Source organism: Flagellimonas lutimaris (genome assembly GCF_003581615.1).
In the GTDB taxonomy this organism is placed as follows: domain Bacteria; phylum Bacteroidota; class Bacteroidia; order Flavobacteriales; family Flavobacteriaceae; genus Flagellimonas; species Flagellimonas lutimaris.
The window spans coordinates 26,013-44,364 of record NZ_QXFH01000064.1 but is presented as its reverse complement, the minus strand read 5'-3'; the positions used below and the strand labels follow the sequence as shown (position 1 = coordinate 44,364).

At 38.9% G+C, this 18,352-nt stretch carries 15 protein-coding genes; 10 read left to right on the top strand and 5 right to left on the bottom strand.

From position 1 onward, the window contains the following. Positions 1 to 74 precede the first annotated feature (74 nt). Positions 75 to 362, bottom strand: a complete 288-nt coding sequence (locus tag D2V08_RS02510) for a hypothetical protein (RefSeq protein WP_182835468.1) — start codon at positions 360 to 362, stop codon at positions 75 to 77. Between the two features lie 307 nt (positions 363 to 669). On the opposite strand from D2V08_RS02510, the gene D2V08_RS02505 reads away from it, so the two are divergent. Next, positions 670 to 897, top strand: a complete 228-nt coding sequence (locus D2V08_RS02505) for a hypothetical protein (protein ID WP_119606538.1) — start codon at positions 670 to 672, stop codon at positions 895 to 897. A gap of 486 nt (positions 898 to 1,383) precedes the next feature. Here D2V08_RS02505 and D2V08_RS02500 read toward each other — a convergent pair whose 3' ends face one another. Both D2V08_RS02500 and D2V08_RS02495 read right to left on the bottom strand, forming a co-directional pair. Next, positions 1,384 to 2,916, bottom strand: coding sequence for a pyruvate kinase (locus D2V08_RS02500; protein WP_182835467.1), 1,533 nt, complete (start codon positions 2,914 to 2,916; stop codon positions 1,384 to 1,386). Positions 2,917 to 2,987: 71 nt separating this feature from the next. Then, on the bottom strand, positions 2,988 to 4,535 hold the full coding sequence (locus D2V08_RS02495; protein ID WP_119606536.1) for a glycoside hydrolase family 32 protein: 1,548 nt from the start codon (positions 4,533 to 4,535) through the stop codon (positions 2,988 to 2,990). A 302-nt stretch (positions 4,536 to 4,837) separates the two neighbouring features. Here D2V08_RS02495 and D2V08_RS02490 point away from each other — a divergent pair, with 302 nt between their 5' ends. The 4 genes from D2V08_RS02490 to arsM all read left to right on the top strand — a co-directional run bounded on the left by D2V08_RS02490 (position 4,838) and on the right by arsM (position 9,464). Beyond that, on the top strand, positions 4,838 to 6,883 hold the full coding sequence (locus tag D2V08_RS02490; RefSeq protein ID WP_119606535.1) for a response regulator: 2,046 nt from the start codon (positions 4,838 to 4,840) through the stop codon (positions 6,881 to 6,883). Between the two features lie 192 nt (positions 6,884 to 7,075). Then, positions 7,076 to 7,684 (top strand): TIGR04282 family arsenosugar biosynthesis glycosyltransferase, encoded by a 609-nt coding sequence (locus tag D2V08_RS02485; RefSeq protein ID WP_119606534.1) that lies wholly within the window; start codon positions 7,076 to 7,078, stop codon positions 7,682 to 7,684. Between the two features lie 2 nt (positions 7,685 to 7,686). After that, complete coding sequence (locus D2V08_RS02480; RefSeq protein WP_119606533.1) at positions 7,687 to 8,502, top strand: purine-nucleoside phosphorylase; 816 nt, start codon at positions 7,687 to 7,689, stop codon at positions 8,500 to 8,502. Then, on the top strand, positions 8,499 to 9,464 hold the full coding sequence (gene arsM / locus D2V08_RS02475; protein WP_119606532.1) for an arsenosugar biosynthesis arsenite methyltransferase ArsM: 966 nt from the start codon (positions 8,499 to 8,501) through the stop codon (positions 9,462 to 9,464). Before D2V08_RS02480 ends, arsM begins: the two co-directional genes overlap by 4 nt. Positions 9,465 to 9,480: 16 nt before the next feature. Here the strand turns inward: arsM and D2V08_RS02470 are convergent, their stop codons facing one another. Together D2V08_RS02470 and D2V08_RS02465 are read right to left on the bottom strand one after the other, a co-directional pair. Continuing rightward, positions 9,481 to 10,413, bottom strand: a complete 933-nt coding sequence (locus tag D2V08_RS02470) for an N-acetylmuramoyl-L-alanine amidase (RefSeq protein ID WP_119606531.1) — start codon at positions 10,411 to 10,413, stop codon at positions 9,481 to 9,483. A 100-nt stretch (positions 10,414 to 10,513) separates the two neighbouring features. Beyond that, positions 10,514 to 11,527: a glycoside hydrolase family 113 gene (locus tag D2V08_RS02465; protein ID WP_119606530.1), complete on the bottom strand. Its 1,014-nt coding sequence runs from the start codon at positions 11,525 to 11,527 to the stop codon at positions 10,514 to 10,516. 128 nt (positions 11,528 to 11,655) lie between these two features. Here D2V08_RS02465 and D2V08_RS02460 point away from each other — a divergent pair, with 128 nt between their 5' ends. The 5 genes from D2V08_RS02460 to mptB all read left to right on the top strand — a co-directional run bounded on the left by D2V08_RS02460 (position 11,656) and on the right by mptB (position 18,244). Then, positions 11,656 to 13,005, top strand: a complete 1,350-nt coding sequence (locus D2V08_RS02460) for an NAD(P)/FAD-dependent oxidoreductase (RefSeq protein WP_119606529.1) — start codon at positions 11,656 to 11,658, stop codon at positions 13,003 to 13,005. Between the two features lie 9 nt (positions 13,006 to 13,014). After that, entirely contained in the window at positions 13,015 to 14,619 is a 1,605-nt protein-coding gene (locus D2V08_RS02455; RefSeq protein ID WP_119606528.1) for a 4Fe-4S binding protein, read from the top strand. A gap of 89 nt (positions 14,620 to 14,708) precedes the next feature. Beyond that, complete coding sequence (locus D2V08_RS02450; protein WP_119606527.1) at positions 14,709 to 15,398, top strand: glycosyltransferase family 2 protein; 690 nt, start codon at positions 14,709 to 14,711, stop codon at positions 15,396 to 15,398. Next, positions 15,398 to 16,882, top strand: coding sequence for a cellulose synthase family protein (locus D2V08_RS02445; protein WP_119606526.1), 1,485 nt, complete (start codon positions 15,398 to 15,400; stop codon positions 16,880 to 16,882). Before D2V08_RS02450 ends, D2V08_RS02445 begins: the two co-directional genes overlap by 1 nt. A 9-nt stretch (positions 16,883 to 16,891) precedes the next feature. Then, the gene (gene mptB, locus D2V08_RS02440; protein ID WP_119606525.1) at positions 16,892 to 18,244 is read left to right on the top strand and encodes a polyprenol phosphomannose-dependent alpha 1,6 mannosyltransferase MptB; all 1,353 of its coding nucleotides are present in this window, start codon (positions 16,892 to 16,894) and stop codon (positions 18,242 to 18,244) included. Positions 18,245 to 18,352 lie beyond the last annotated feature (108 nt).

Sequence of the window (18,352 nt, the reverse complement as noted above, 5' to 3'; positions counted from 1 at the left end):
TTCAAATTTACCCATATCCCAATGGTAAGATTTACTCAATCCATTTTTAGATTGACTTAAATGATCTTAAAGATTTATGGCTTCAAGCAGAGATGAAGACACTTTGGAAACTTTTTAGCCTTAGGTTGCTCCAAGTTGTTTGCTATTTTAGAAAAGAGAGGCTCAGGGGTTTCTTCGTGAACTGAAACATAACCGTTGGATGAATTGATTTCAATTACGACCAAAGAAAGGTAATCCATGAGGTGTTCGGCTTCTTTAATTAGTATTTTTACCACCTGAAGACGAACCGCATATTCTAAACTGATTCTGCGCTCATGGTCCGATGTGCCTTTACCTCCTAAATTATTCCAGATTAATTCCAAGTCCAAATTTTATACAAAAATAGCCTAAATAATGTTTGATTAACAATTAATAAACGTTCATTTAACATAAATACAGGCCGTGAACTTTTTCATTCCAGAATTGAATTTCCGAGAGGGATGAACACGTTATCAACCACATAGACTTAATTAAAGAGAAACATACTCCATTTCTTTAGATTTTTATAAGACTTGTTGGTTTTAACTTCTTAATGTTTTCATAAATATGGAAATCAAATGGTTCCATAGGCAAAAAATATCAAACTAACTCTTATATTTAGCCGATTGCGAATAATTTTAAAAACAAAAAATGACCCAAGAGTTAATTGAAAAGGCGGAAGAGTTTGAAAAAAGGCCGATGAGCCATATGTCCACCAGTGATAGGGTTAAAGCCTCAAGAGAAGCAAAGAGTTTAATCCTCTCTATCAACGAGATTTATAAAAAGACCAAGGATTCCAAATTAATGGAAACCATGAAGAACATAACTGCTAAAAAGCGAAAAATTGAAAAACGATTAAAGGGTACCCCTTTAGTTTAATTTCTACTATTTACACCTTTTATGGAAGGGTGTTGTTTCTTATTTAAAACAAACATCCTTCCAATAAGTCCTTAGTCCCCCAATCCACCACAAAACACAAGCCACTGTAATTCAGCGAAAAAACCTTAGTCGCTCAGTAGTTTATTGACCAAAAACACATCTTTTCCAATTACATAAGTTTTACGACCAATTATATCCAATTTAGTGCAACCAATAAAAATTTGGATGGCAGTTGGGCTTGTTTCATATAATTTAGGGTGCAGTTTTAAACTCAACTAAAACAAGAAACACTCAGAAAAATGAACACTATAGACGCAAAACTAGGATACCTGTTTTGGTATGTTGTAATTGCACTATCCATTTACTCTCTTTTAAGCAGTATCTATTTATACATTAATTAAGCTATACTAAACACTAGCACACTAATCACAATCTCCAATAGTGAATTATGTATCTCAATGGGGCTCCTTTAAAAGGAGCCCTTTTTTATTTCCATTCCATTCTGGGTAGTAACACCTCTTTTTTATTGTGCGAACTTTCCACGTTGAGCAGAACTTCGTCCAAAAATGATATGGCCTCATTAATATGAGGGCCCTTGTTCAACATTACGCACTCCGCCTGTACGGATGACGTTATATCCGTAATCTCCGACCTCGATGGCATTCCTTTTTTGGCCAGGCCCTCCAAAACTTGCGTGGCCCAAACTACAGGAATGTGTGCTGCACTACAGAATGATAAAATACCCTCCTGCACCATTCCCATGTTTTTCCATCCCACTTCCAGTGCCAAATCGCCCCTAGCGATCATAACTCCTAAATGTTTACGTTGCATTGCGGTAACAAGAATGGGTATTAGATTCTTATAGGCCAAATTGGTCTCAATTTTTAAAATAACGCCCAGATCTTCATCTGCTCCCAAATTTTTCAATTCTGACAGTAGGTCGTTCACATCTTTGGCATCATTTACATAAGAGTAGTTTACAATATCTGCATGCTCAATCACAAACTGCAAGTCCTCCCTATCTTTGTCGGTTAGGCCGGAAATCCCTAGGTCAAGGGTTGGAAAGTTTATCCCTTTTTCTCCTTTTAATTTTGCACCACCCTCTTTGGCACGTGTAATTTTTACCTGAAAAGATTCCGGCCCAGTTTCCATAATCTCACCTTCAATTTTGCCATCATCAAATAAAATAGGGGCTCCTTTTTCTACGCGATTCACTATATGGGGAGGAACGCAACGTATTCTTGCAGGTTTCATCAACTCTTCCTTATTACTATATCCTATCAGGGAGGAACTATTTTCTTTGCCTGTAACGATTAGCACATCTCCCTTATGCAATCTAATGAATTGATTTATCCTCTTTCTTGAGGCTTTTTTTCCCTTTATCCGAGTACCCAAATCAATTTTCCCTGTTCTGACTTTCGCCCCGGCCAAATCCATTGCTACCTTAACCGATGTGGAACATTCTTCGGCTGCTTTGCGAACATTGTTAATTATGGCTTGCCAAACTTCGGGACCATCGTGCGCACAATTTACTCGAGCACAATCCATTCCATTTTTAACCATGTTCAGCACCAAATTGTAATTGGTTGCGGCTTCCGTTGGTTGGGTAACCATAACACGGACACGTCGTAATTTATCGGATTCACCAAAAAGTTCGTTCGTATGCTTCTTTAATATTTGTGTTCCCTCACCAATAGATAAAAACTCATTCTTGGTCAAATCAGGGGCTCCACCCAATAAGGTATTCACAATTATTTTTAGGTTGATTAGGCTTCCCAAAATATTCCCTTCGGCATTGGCGAGGCGGGTAAAACCCAATTCCTTAAGCCCTTTTTGCATTTTCCTAGCATCAAAGCTTCGGAAGGCGGCATAATGAATCAAGTTTTTTGCACTTTCCCTATAAATGGGACATACGCTTTCCATCAATTCGCCTTTATCTAAATCTTGTTGTTGAATTAAATCAATAACATGATCTATTTGTAAAGCCATTTTTTGAAGCTGTTCCTGTGTAACGCCCATGTCCGTCATTTACGACAAAGATCACATTGAAACCGCTTAAAAAAACTGATATTGGTCAGACTGGCCCATCTTTACCATATGGATTTTATTTCCTTTATGGATTGAATAATGATTGGCTCACTTCCATCCTCATTATTGATGATCAATGTATTATAAGGGCTTGTTGGAAATAGTTGTTCTGTAATGGAAAGCATTCCTTGGTCCACAAACAATTCCATAGATGACCAGTCCATCAATATTTTGAATTGATGTGGTCCTTCCTTGAAACTTTTCAATGGCGCCACATGTTTTTTAGCCCCGAAATCTTCTTGAAAATCAACTTTTCCCGATAAAGTTCTATCCACTGTTAAAGTCTGATTTTTTGAATCAACATCCAATACAAGAACTTCATCCAATTCATTTTTAAAGAGTAATTGAAAATTCTTAGCAGCCGTTTTCAGCCGAACCTCTGATTGATTGAGTCCCTCTACTTGCAGCGTATCGGTTGTAGCAGCAGCTACTTCAACTTGATTGACGAAGGTGGAGCTGGTCAAATCACCCATTTTGTCAATTGGGTAATTGGCCAAAAAGTAATCATCTTCAACTTTATGCAAGGATAATTTTCGGGGCACCGTCATAGCACTTCTCCATTTCTTGGTAGGCGTATCCCGGGCGTAATCCCAGTTGCTCATCCATCCTATAAAAACACGCTCCCCTTCCGGAACATGGTTATAAGTCACTCCTGCGTAATTATCTGTTCCGTAATCAAGCCATTTAGGATTCTTTTGATTGGAAGTAAAAGTTGTACCATCAAAATCGCCTACAAAATATTGGGTTCCACTACCACCATTTGGGGCTCCGGGGTTAATACTAATGATCAAGACCCATTTTTCCCCATCGGAACCCTCTACTTGCAAGGGAAAAAGATCTGGACATTCCCACACTCCCCCATGGGCACCTTGCGATTTACCAAAATCGCTCAAATATATCCACTCCTTTAAGTTTTTGGAACTATAAAATTTGGCATGGTCCCCGGCTACCAAGGTCAAAATCCAACTGTCAGACGGCTCATGCCAAAATACTTTGGGATCTCTAAAATTTTTAATGCCATCGTTCAAAATCACAGGATTGTTCTTATATTTTTCCCAAGTGTCCCCATTGTCCAAACTATAGGCAATACCTTGGGTCTGAAAATCCTTTCTACCAGCCTTCTCCCCTTCCATGGAATGATAAGTGAATATGGCCACCAAAGGTGTTTTTCCTTCCTTACCAAAACCCGAGGTGTTTTTTTTATCAACTACGGCGCTGCCAGAAAAAATAAGACCATGCTCATCTGGATACAGTGCTATTGGCTTGTGTTCCCAACGCACCAAATCTTTACTTATCGCATGGCCCCAGTGCATAGGCCCCCATACAATGTCTTCTGGGTAGTATTGATAAAATAGGTGGTATACTCCCTCGTTATAAACCAATCCATTCGGATCGTTCATCCATTTTTCTTCTGGGGAGAAATGAAACTGTGGTCGGTATTCCTCTTGATATCTTAACCTTTCTTCAGGTTGATTTTGCACCTCCTTTTGGTCCTTTTTGCAAGCGACAACTGCAATTATAATTGAGCAACTAATGATCAATTTATTCATGTCTTTGATTTAGAATGACTTTTCAAGATAAATAAATTTTAACTCTTACTTCACTATGCACAAGTTTCTCTGTGTCTTAACTGGGAATGCTCAAGATAAAAAATACCATAGTCCACCACATTTTTCTTACAAAGAGGGTATTGGATACAATTTTTTTATTGAAAAAGTGTTAACAACTTAAATGAATGTTGTATTTTCTTACTCTTCTTGTTTTCTAACAATCAAAAAGTGACAAGGTTCATTGGTTTGAATTTATGGTTTGAAAAAGTATTAATAATAAGCCCCCGATTTAGATACTTGGTATGTCGTTGAAATTTTCAAAAAAAGAATTAATATTTCCCATTGCTGTATTTGCAGTTTTTATCACCATTGTTTTCCTTTTATGGAATAAGTCACTCAAAACCCAAAAGTCAACATTTATACGCGAAATCCAGACCACTGGTAGCCTCCGGGCCAAAGAATTTTTCTCCTTGGTAAAATACGATGTTAAATCCTTGGAGAATTTAAAACAGCGAATCGAAATGACCAATGGGTCATATTTTCAATATTGGGAGAAAGATGCCCATCTCATTTTAGAACAAAACCCATCTTTTAAATTTGTGGAGTGGCTGGATACCTTAATGACTGTTAAAATGATAACTCCTTTGGAGGCCAATAGAACAGCAGTTGGGCTAGACCTTTCCAAACACCCAAGATATCCAGAATGGAGAAACCACGTAAGAGATTCATCTACAAATATTTCACCATGGACAAAGCTACACCAAGGAGGTAATGCCTTTTTGGTGGATGCACCTGTATATTTTGAAGGGAAATTTAGGGGGTCGGTTACCGCCGGAATGGATTTTACCACACCCTTCAATGAATTGGTGGCAGATTTGGATAAGTATGCCATAGAGGTCATAGACGAAAGAGGAACCATCTTTTACTCCAAAAACAATCCAAACACAAGTGGTATAGGGAAAGAGTTTATATTCACTACCAGCTTTGTGGTCGATACCCTGGACGGGCAAAAATGGACATTCTCCTTAATGCCTTCCCATTTGGATTTTTTGGCAGAAAGAAAAGAGGCAACCTACGTATATTTGATCTTTGGACTTTTACTGTCTTTTCTTACCAGTTTACTTGTTTATTTTTATCAGTCCTCCAGGGGAAAAAACAAGTACCTGGGTCATGCAAACATTAAACTTAAAGTACTCAACAAATCCTTAAAGAAAGAACAGGTAAGGGCTGAGAAGTCGTCCAAGGCCAAAACAGAGTTCATTTCCAACATGAGCCATGAAATAAGAACTCCATTAAACGCCATTATAGGGTTCATTGAAGTATTAAAATTGTCCGAAATACATAGTTCTTTAAAAGAATATCTGTCACTAATGGACATTTCCTCAAAAAAATTGCTTCTGTTGGTAAATGACATTCTTGAAATCGATAAAATAGAATCTGGCAAAACCACTTTTAGAAAAGATATTTTTTCTCCATTACATGAGTTGAAAAACATCATCAGAATATATCAGCGTACTGCAGAAGAAAAGGGGCTCAATATATCCTTGGACTCAACTGTCAATAGCGATCTAGAAGCCGTTGGGGATATTGGAAAATATGGACAGATCATTACAAATATTTTAAGGAACTCCTTAAAATTCACCGAAAAAGGTGGAATAACGGTATCCTACGATGAAAACATTGTCAATAATGAATTGGCCATTGATATTGCCATAAAAGATACCGGCATAGGGATTCCAAAAAACAAATTAAAAACCATATTCGACAGGTTTACCCAAGTAGATATCGGAAAAGCAAAACGACATGAAGGCAGTGGTCTTGGTCTCTACATCACCTATAAACTTGTGGATCTCTTGGGAGGAAAAATTGGAGTGACCAGTCAAGAAAATGTGGGAACGGAATTTCATTTATCCCTTAAATTCCCCTTGTCAGAAACTAAAAGCAAAACGAGCACCACCAATTCTGAATCAATCGATTTAAGTGGTTGCAAAGTTCTAATAGTGGATGATAACAGGGTAAATGTAATGGTCCTGAAAAAAACACTGGAAAAACTAGGGGTGCAATCTGAATCTGTATCCGATGGCCTCGAAGCGTTAAACACCGTGCAGAACAACTGTTACGATTTAGTATTTATGGATATTCATATGCCCAAAATGGATGGTTTAAGCGCCACAAGGGAAATAAGGAAATTCAACAAAGATATTGGCATAATTGGTCTTTCTGCAGATGTGACCAAAGAGGCAATTGATGAAGCCAAAGGCGTTGGTATGAACGAGTATTTTACCAAACCCATTTCGTTCGACAAGCTCCGCAAACACTTGCCCAATTATCTTGTTAAAATATCTTGATTTTTAACTGAAAAATTAAAAATTCCTGTTTCTTCAATGTCCAAAATCTTTATGGTGGTATATTTGAAAGGATAAACAAAGGACATACTGTGTATAAATACAATTAAGATTAAAAATCACTCAACCACAGTAAGTATTGGAACAACTTTTTGACCTATGCTTTAAAAGTGTCCTCGGCCAAAACAGTAATCGTTGAATAATAGCCTACTTTTAATCCTTACCCGTAACCCCGAACTTGGTAAATGCAAGACCCGACTAGCTGCTAAAGTTGGCGATAGAGCTGCTTTGGATATCTATCAATTTCTTTTGGACCATACCGTATCTTTCACAAAAGACCTCGAAGTGGAAAAATGGGTGTATTATTCCGAGGAGATTTGGAAAAATGATATTTGGCCCAACAAAATATATCGAAAAGAGCTTCAGAAAGGGCAAGATTTAGGAGAGCGGATGCTAAATGCCTTCAAGGAAGGGTTCCAAGCTGGTTTTGATAATATTATTATTATTGGTAGTGATATGTTTCATCTCGACCAATCCGATTTGGAGGAAGCTTTTTCCAAACTAGAAGACAATGATTATGTTGTGGGACCTGCCGAAGACGGAGGATATTATCTTTTGGGAATGAAGTCATTGAATGAAAAATTATTCCAAAATAAAACCTGGGGAACGGATACTGTTCTATCGGACACTTTAAAAGATTTAAAATCTGATGAAGTCGCTCTTTTGGATGAAAAGAATGATGTGGACTATTACGAAGATATTAAAGACATTAAGGCTTTTGAGCCATTTTTAAAACATATATAGAAATGACACAAAAACAACTCGACGAATCGGTCGAATACTTGAAAAAACGAGGGTTTGAAACTCCAGAAATAGGTATAGTACTGGGCACTGGTTTGGGCCAACTTATAGACAGTATAGAAAACCCCATTGAAGCTCACTACAACCACATACCATACTTTCCTTTGGCCACCGTGGAATTCCATACGGGCAAACTGATTTACGGAACTATCGAAGGTAAAAAAGCCGTGGTGATGCAAGGTCGTTTTCATCTTTACGAAGGCTATGATTTTTTGGACATCACCTACCCCATAAGAGTAATGCATCAACTTGGGATAACACAATTGTTCGTATCCAATGCTGCAGGAGCTATTAATCTTAACTTCAAAAAGGGTGACATCATGTTGATCGAAGATCATATCAATCTGCAAGGTGGGTCTCCCCTAGCTTTCAAAAATGTAGGAGAGTTTGGTGACAGATTTGTGGATATGAGTGAACCTTATGATGTCGAAATGTGCAAAAAAATTGAAGCCATTGCAACCCGAGAAAATATTTCACTTCAAAAAGGGGTGTATGCCTCGGTAGTTGGACCACAACTGGAAACCAAGGCCGAATATCGCATGCTGAAAATTATGGGCGCCGATGCCGTGGGTATGAGTACGGTACCAGAAGTAATTGTTGCCAATCATTTACGACTACCTATTGTAGCGGTATCTGTTTTAACCGATGAATGCGATCCGGACAACCTGGAACCCGTTGAAGTTCAGGAGATTTTGAAAATTGCAGGACAGGCGGAACCCAAAATGATCAAACTGTTTAAAGAATTAATCAAAGAACTATGAGCTATTTAGAAGCGACCCAAGACCTATATAAAGAAGCTGCCCTAACTCCAGATGTTGGGCTTTGCTGTACCACCAATCCTATTTGGCAATTCCCTGGGCTTTCCATTCCCAAGATTATGCAAGAGATGAACTATGGTTGTGGCAGCACCGTATCTGCACAGGACTTGGTTAACAACCCCAATATTCTGTACGTAGGAGTGGGTGGTGGTATGGAACTACTTCAGTTCTCCTATTTTTCAAGACAAAAAGGAGGGGTCATCGGTGTAGATTCAGTGGGTGAAATGTTGGAAGCTTCCCGAAAAAACTTCAAAATAGCCGAAGAGGAGAATGATTGGTTCAACAGTGAGTATGTAAACTTGGTAAAAGGTGATGCCTTAAATCTACCCGTAGAAGATGAAAGCATTGATGTGGCGGCACAAAACTGCCTCTTTAACATCTTTAAAATAGAAGACCTAAAGAAAGCGGTTTCCGAAATGTATCGCGTTTTGAAACCTTATGGTCGATTGGTAATGAGCGATCCTATTTGCGAACAGCCCATGAGCGAAGAACTTCGTAATGATGATCGACTGAGAGCCTTATGCTTGAGTGGAAGTATTCCATTGAAAGATTACATAAAAGTGTTGACCGATGCCGGGTTTGGCACCATCGAGATTCGCGGGAAACGATCTTACAGGGTTTTGTCGCCCAATCATTACCCTACGGACGAACTCATCCATATTGAATCCATTGAAATTGCGGCCATAAAAGATCCGATGCCCGAAGATGGACCATGTGTTTTTACTGGGAAAACAGCCATTTATTTTGGTAATGAAGAGTATTTTGATGATAAAAAAGGACATGTGCTACAGCAAAACCAACCCTTAGCGGTTTGTGATAAAACAGCAGCAGCCTTGGCAAACGCTTCGGATGAAATTTATATCAGCGAAAGCACCTATCATTACAATGGCGGTGGATGTTGTTAGGCTTCGTTTGATTAAATCAGTTCTCAAACTCTAGATCAACGTAATCGTTCATAATCCCATTACTGATCAAGTTGGCAAATTCTTTTTTGTTTGATCTTAGAGAAATTTTATTGCCTGAGGCATTGGAAGCATTTTCCATGGTAAGCAAGCTTATGGCAGGAAGAATATTTCTAGCCAAGTAGAGACTATTTTTATCTTCGAAAATTAAGCTAGCTTTCTCGAAGGACTTGTTGGAAATACTTTTTTCCTTAAATACACTCTGAATGTTTTGGGCAAACCGTTGCCCTTGAGTGCTTTTGTTATAATGGTATACGGCTACATCCATATTATCCTTTCCAGTAATATTTTTGGCACGTATAACCAATACTCGCTGATATTTTCCAGTGTTCTGTATATAGCGCTTATTGATTACTTTGATATAGTCCCCCATTGGGTTCTCAGTAGACAGGGTGTCCCCAATCACATCTTTGGACACCTCATCATCCATCAGGTATACCTTGGCTCCATGAACCATTAACTCCGCTGCCAAGCGTTGGGTAATATTGTTTACAAAATTTTTATCCTGTTCCGTAGCGTTTTCAGTAATCAGGTAGTAAATAGCATCTTTGAGCTTATCACTCTTAAGGGACATTTGGGCGAGTTCTTTATCAAAAATGGGTTCTTCAACATCTTTTACGGCTTCAACCAATACTCCGGTTTTTTTAAATGAATCATCGGCATAAGGTATTTTGTACTTTTCACCTAGCTTTAAGGCACTGCCTTTTTTGATCTTGTCCGAGTTCAATTCTAAAAATTCGCCGTAGTGCTTGGCTGGGTCCAATCCTTGTTTGCGGAGCAGGGAAAAAATACCATCTCCCTGTTCTGCAACTGCGGAATAGTATTTATCCTCTTGCGCAAAAATGAATGCACAGGCCCACACCCAAAATAGAAGGGTTAATCGTGATTTCATTACTGATTATTTTTTGGGAGGGGTGTATTACAAAGATGGCGAAAAATCAAACACGATGACACCTATTTAAGAGAAATTTTCCCACATTTTTTTAACAACTTTAAAAACTTGATTTCTTCACTTGGGCATATTGTCTTCGGATAACAGATTCGGCAGGTTTGTTTTGAGGAGTAAACCTGTTGTCCGTATGGCCTCCAACTTGATCGTGCTGCATAAACCACTTCCACACGAAGCCACCCGCAAACCAGTCTTCATGCCAAAATTCATCAAAGATTACCTGGGTAGCATCGGCTTGTGCCTTAAGGTTTACTTCCATTTGGTTTCGGTCCACCAACCAGGGTTTTTTACCTGTGTAATCCATGCTTCGGTATCCAAACTCCGTAAATAAGATAGGTTTGTCAACTTGATTTGACAGCTCCCGCATTTTGGTTTTCCATGGCTGCCAGCCCTCCCTAAGTGTCTGGATGGTTGGGTTTTCTTTTTCACACAGTGGAAAATAGGCATTCACACCAATATAATCCAATTGTGACCAAAACGGCGTTTTCGCATATTCGTCCCAGTTGGCGGCATAGGTGAGGGTACCATGATACACTTGTTTTACCTTTTGGATAAGACTGGCCCAAAATTCAGGTCGTTCGTTTACGAAGGTTTTTAACTCTGTTCCAATGCAGAAAATATCACTTTGGGTTTCTTCCGCCAGTTCTGCATATAATAGAATAAATTTTTCATAAGATGCTTCCAACTTCTTCCAATCCCCTTCAGTTGGCATCTTCAAATTGCCTGTAAATTCGCCTCTAAAAATCCATATTTGAGGCTTTACCATAACCATCACTCCATTTTGATGGAGTTTTTCGATATACTGTTTCGCCCCTTCCCTTCGCTCTCCGAACCATTGCCGGTCTGTATTGAAAAACAATTCAGGTGAGTTTGTCCCATTGATGAAGCCAAAGGGCATTATGGCCGCATAATTGGCCTGAATATCTAGTACAGGGTCAATATGTTGTTGCGACAATTCTTCTCGAGATGAGACAAAACTGATGCCATTGACTTTGGCTAACTTGCTGCTACTACAAGAGGTAAGAATAAACGTCCATAAAAAAACTAACTTCTTCATAATGATTGTGGCTACCCCTAAAATAATAAATTTAAAACATCATTTAGCTTACAAATTCTTATTAAATTTCCTTTTACTGTTAAGTTTTTTCAATAAACCTCGACACATTAAACAATTAAAGCCAACCCATGGAACATATTGTCATCATTGGAAATGGAATAGCCGGAGTTACCGCTGCTAGGCATATCCGAAAACTCTCCGATAAAAAAATCTCCATTGTCTCTGCCGAAAGCAAGTATTTCTTTTCAAGAACCGCTTTGATGTACGTATACATGGGCCACATGAAATTTGAACATACTCAACCCTACGAAAACCACTTTTGGAAGAAAAACAGAATTGAATTGGTAGAGGGGTATGTTACTAAGGTAAATACTCAAGAAAAAATTATTCAAATTGATGGGGCACCAGACCTTAACTATGACAAACTTATTATTGCCACAGGATCCAAACCCAATAAATTTGGATGGCCTGGTCAAGATTTAGATGGGGTCCAAGGACTCTATTCCAAACAAGACTTGGAACTTTTAGAAGAAAACGCCCCAAATAATAAGGTCTGCAAACGCGCTGTAATTGTTGGTGGTGGGTTGATTGGCATAGAACTGGCAGAAATGCTTCGCACTCGGAATATACCAGTTACTTTTTTAGTTCGAGAAACCAGTTTTTGGAACGGTGTGCTGCCCAAAGGCGAATCCGAAATGATCAACGAGCATATCCGAGAACATCATATTGATCTTCGCTTGGGTACTTCGCTCAAAGAAATCAACGCTGATGGGAATGGAAAAGTGAAATCCGTGACCATTGCCGAAACAGGTGAAAAAATTGAGTGTAACCTTGTAGGATTAACGGCTGGAGTTACCCCTAATATCGATTTCCTGAAAGAATCAGGTATTGAATTGGGTCGTGGAGTTAAAGTAAATCGATTTTTGGAGACCAATGTTGAAGATATTTATGCCATTGGTGATTGTGCTGAACAGCATGAAGCCATTGGAAATCGCCGACCTGTAGAAGCGGTTTGGTATACGGGCCGTATGATGGGCGAAGCCCTTGCCCAAACCATTTGCGGCAACAGAATGGAATACAATCCAGGGCATTGGTTCAACTCTGCCAAATTTCTGGATATTGAATACCAAACCTATGGTTGGGTATTTTCGGAAAGAAGAAAAAAGGACATGGAGGCCCATTTTCATTGGCGGCACCCAAAAGAAAAAATCTGCATTACCATAGCTTTTGATAAAAGTTCAGAAGTGCTTTTGGGCATCAACACCTTCGGCATCCGCTTACGACACGAAATCTTTGACCGTTGGCTCAGCGAAAAAAGAGCTATTGATTTTGTGATGGAACATCTTATCGACGCCAATTTTGACCCTGAGTTTTATAAAAAATTTGAATCACAGATTGTATCGAAATACAATTCCGATTTTGGAAAGTCCATCAAGCTGAAAAAGAAAAACCTAAAACGCATCTTCCAGATTGCCTAACCTATAATTATGAGCACGTACGACAAAAGTATGGCCCTTACCGGGGAACCACCAAAAAGCTTGAGCATCAGTCAAAAAATTGCAACGCTACTTGGATTGTCAGGATTGGGAATTCTCCTATTGGCAATATTCAATGTTAACTTTCCGAATAAATCGTTATGGTTAACCCTATCACTTTCAGCAATCGCAATAGGCATTATTTGGTTTTCGTGGGACGCATACACCAATAAGCTACCTGGAATAAAAAACGATGGGGTTTGGTTTAAATCCATTTCCAGTCGTGGTTTATGGGGCTGGGTGGCAGGTCTATCATTGACAGGGTTTTATATTGTGCTCTATTTTTATCCGGAGTACCTTGGATTGGTCAGCGATGGAAACAACAAAGGTTTAATTGCCCTTTTTGACCCTCTCAGTATATTATTGAACGGTAATCCAGCAAGCCAATGGTTTGTTTACGGTACACTCTACACGGTGGCCATATTGGCCTTTGGAATAAAATTCCTTTGGAAATACCGTCATAATCGATACGAAAGATTGCGCACCGTAAGCGTTATGTTTTTTCAAACTGCCTTTGCATTCATCATCCCAGAATTAATGGCTCGTTTAAATGGACATGAAGTTTTGAACGGAGGAAGCCTTCCTTATTACGACCTCAAAAATATATGGCCCCTTAATTATTACAATTTTGAAAGCTATCGTATCAAAGCCTTTTTAAGCTCCGGAGATATAGGTTTTGCCTTGCTTATTTTTGCTATTCTATCCATATTCGTTATCACTCCTATCCTTACCTATAAATATGGAAAAAGATGGTATTGCTCTTGGGTCTGTGGCTGTGGTGGACTTGCCGAAACAGCAGGGGATTCTTTTAGACAATTGAGTGACAAATCCATCAAGGCTTGGAAAATTGAACGTTGGGTGGTGCATAGCGTAGTGGTTTTTGTAACCTTGATGACCACAGCAGTAATTTACTCCTATTTGGGAACCGATACCAGTAAATATTGGTTGACGAAAAGTGCTTTTTTAATTGGCGTTGCAGTTTTGCTCACCTTGGTTTTTGGTTGGGTGATGATTTTTAAACGCGAACAACTCCAGAAAGATGCACAATATGGAGCCATTGGATATTTTGTGATTATTATTGCCCTAATCGGTTTTCACTTTTTTAGTGGTGAAGGACAAGTGTTCCTTTTTAAATCTGAAACATTACGTAAATCCTATTCATTTTTGATTGGAAGTATCTTTTCTGGGGTAATTGGGACAGGGTTTTACCCCATTTTCGGAAGTAGGGTCTGGTGCCGGTTTGGTTGTCCCATGGCCGCCATTCTTGGTTTTCAGCAGAAACTTTTCTCCAAATTCAGAATTACAACCAACGGAGGACAATGCATTTCCTGCGGAAATTGTTCCACGTACTGCGAAATGGGTATCGATGTACGTGCCTACGCGCAAAAAGGAGAAAACATTGTTCGTGCAAGCTGTGTTGGATGCGGTATATGCTCAGCCGTGTGTCCTAGGGGCGTCCTCAAATTGGAGAACGGTCCGCTTGAAGGTAGAATAGACAGCAATCAAGTACTGTTGGGCAATGATGTAGACCTAATGACCCTCGTAAACAAGAAGTAAACTATCCTTCTCTTTGAAAAATTAAAAGTGGAATCCAAGGAAAATTTTAGTTTTGCCAACTTAAACACTAACTAAAATTATTCCTGCCAATGGCGAGTATTAAAGTTATAATCCCAGCAATCAACGAAGGAGATTCCATTGGTTTGGTAGTTTCGGAAATACCAGAACACGTATCCGAAATTGTGGTCGTGGACAACGGTTCCTCGGACGATACTGTAGCAAATGCAAAAAAAGCAGGGGCAACTGTAATCGCTGAAAACCGCAAGGGCTATGGGTTTGCCTGTTTAAAAGGATTAAAATACATATCCGAACAATCCAAAACACCCGATATCATCGTATTTATCGACGGAGACTATTCAGATTATCCGGAAGAATTGGATAAGATTGTCGCCCCAATTTTGGAAAATGATATTGATTTTGTGGTTGGAGCGCGAAAAAAAACACTTCGCGAACCAGGTTCCATGACTCCACAACAAGTTTTTGGAAACAATTTGGCCACATTTTTAATGCGATTGTTTTTCAGGTCAAAATTTACGGATTTAGGACCTTTTAGGGCGATAAAATATGAAAAGCTCAAAGAATTGGAAATGCAGGATACAACTTATGGGTGGACTGTGGAAATGCAATTGAAAATTTTGAGAAAAAAAATGTCATATATCGAAGTACCAGTACGTTACAAACGAAGAATTGGCATCTCAAAAGTATCAGGTACGGTAAAAGGTACTATATTTGCGGGCATAAAAATATTGGGTTGGATCTTTAAATACAGTTTAAAATAATGGGACTTGCTATTGCTTACATCATCATTGCTATTTACAGTTTCGCCTTACTGTTGATTTTCTTCTACAGCCTCGCGCAATTGAATCTTTTGGTAAACTATCTTGGTTACAAAAAAAGAAATGAAGAAGCCCCAAAATTCAACCTGCTCGATCCCAAAGAAATTCCATTTGTAACCATTCAGCTTCCCATCTACAACGAGGAGTATGTAATGGAGCGTTTGTTGGAGAACATTGCCAAAATAGAATATCCAAAAAGTAAATTGGAAATCCAAGTGTTGGATGACTCCACGGATGATTCGGTTATAGAAACGGCCCAAAGGGTCAAAGAACTTCATGAAACTGGTTTGGACATTCAGCACATTCGCAGGGAAAACCGAAAAGGATTTAAGGCTGGAGCTCTTAAAGAAGGTTTGGAAATCGCAAAAGGTGACTTTATCGCCATTTTTGATGCAGATTTCCTTCCCGAGGCAGATTGGCTCAAAAAGACCGTTCCTTACTTCAAGGATGAAGAAATTGGTGTTGTGCAAACCCGTTGGGGACATATCAACAGAGATTACTCCACCCTTACTCGTATTCAAGCCTTTGCTTTGGATGCCCACTTTACCTTAGAGCAAGTAGGAAGAAATTCCAAAGGACACTTTATCAACTTTAACGGTACAGCAGGTATTTGGAGAAAGGAATGCATTTTTGATGCAGGAAATTGGGAAGGTGACACCCTTACCGAAGATTTGGATTTGAGCTACCGTGCCCAATTGAAAAATTGGAAATTCAAATATTTGGAAGATGTAGAAACCCCAGCTGAGCTTCCCGTGGTAATTAGTGCAGCCCGTTCGCAACAATTTCGTTGGAACAAAGGTGGAGCCGAAAACTTTAGAAAAACAGTTTGGAGTGTCATAACTTCCAAAAACATACCTTTTAAAACGAAATTTCACGGTGTAATGCATTTGTTGAACAGCTCAATGTTCCTATGCGTGTTCACCGTAGCTTTGTTGAGCATCCCAATGCTCTACATCAAAAACACTTACGGACATTTAGGTTGGGTTTTTGAAGTGACCAGCTTCTTCATTTTAAGTACCATTATCCTATTTGTGTGTTATTGGTTTACCTACAAGAGTATTCAGGGCAGTAGTTTTGATAATTTTGTGGACTATATTAAACTCTTCTTTACCTTCTTCTCCGTGGCATTGGGCTTCTCTTTGCACAATAGCGTAGCTGTTTTAGAAGGACATTTGGGAAAACGAAGTGAATTTGTTCGAACTCCAAAGTTCAACATCAATAGTATTAAAGACACCTGGAAGGGCAATAAATATTTGACCACCAAATTATCACCCAACATGATCTTGGAGTTTGCCTTAATGATCTATTTCCTATTTGGAATGTACAGTGCGATACCGTTGAACGACTACGGATTGTTCCCATTCCACTTAATGTTGTTCCTAGGTTTCGGATTTGTATTCTTTAAATCCTTAACTTCCAAGGCCTAATCCATACACATGCAATCTTATTGGCGGCTGCATAGATATCCGATATTTTTTGCTGTCGCTTGTATTTTATTCTATTGGAGCTTTGCTTACAACTTGGTCCGTACGGATTTTGTAAAGTTGTTGATGCTTTTTGTAGCACTCTTTTTCTTGTGCTACAAACTTATCCAGTTCGAAAAATGGAACTTCAAGTTCCTTTTGATTGTCGGAATCCTGTTTCGGTTGGTATTTTTGATTGCAGAACCTAACCTTTCACAAGATTTTTACCGATTTATTTGGGATGGCGAACTCATCAAAAACGGCATCAATCCTTATTTGTTCACACCTGACCAAATCATGGAGCAGGGTACGGTGTCCTTTGCCAGCATGAATGAGCTCCATGAAGGCATGGGTGCTCTAAACGCTCGGCACTACAGCAACTACCCCCCGGTAAACCAAATTCTTTTCGCACTCGCTTCAATTTTAGGTGGAGGAAGCGTTATGGGTTCCATGATTGTCATGCGTTTAACCGTAATCTTGGCAGACTTGGGTGTACTGTATTTCGGAAGAAAGCTGCTACAGCACCTGAACAAGGCCAACCATATGGCTTTTTGGTACTTTTTAAATCCATTGGTCATTATTGAACTCACCGGCAACCTCCATTTTGAAGGAGTAATGCTTTTCTTTTTTGTGTGGGCCTTGTACCTCATATCAACAAACAAGTGGTTATGGGCAACACCCATTTATGCCATTTCTATTATGGTAAAATTGATGCCCGTACTATTTTTACCCATCTTTGTAAGATATTTTGGTTTTAAAAAAAGTGTTGTTTTTTACACCCTTATAATATTGGGATGTGCAGCCCTACTACTACCATTTTACTCTCCTGTTTTTATCGATAATTATGCTGAGACCGTCGGTCTGTGGTTTTCAAATTTCGAGTTCAATGCCAGCATTTACAATGTGGTAAAAAAGATTGGCGTCACCTATTACGAAGCCAAACCATGGGAACTTATCGATTCTTATGGTTCCATGCTCAAAAAAGCAGTTATTGTTATTGTATTGCTAATTGCATTCCTAAGGAAAAACGGCAAATTGGAGGATGTCATTACCTCCATAGTGTTTGCGCTTGCCACTTATTATTTTCTATCAAGTACCGTTCACCCTTGGTATGTGGTATTCTTGTTAGGCTTTGCCATCTTTACTAATTATAGATTCCCTTTGGTATGGTCTTGCACCATTATTCTGAGCTACTATGCCTATTCCAATCCCGACTACAAGGAAAATCTGTGGTTACTGGCCATTGAATACATTTTGGTAATTGGCTTCTTTATTTATGAAATGATAGGTAACAGGCCAAAAAAGTTATATTTCTTCAAAAAATAATTCCAACCTCAGTCTAATTCGAATTTATTTGTACATTAGCCTCAGAATGAAAGGACAACTGTACATATTATCTACTTTGAGCATCACTGCTCCCATCAGTCCGTTTAC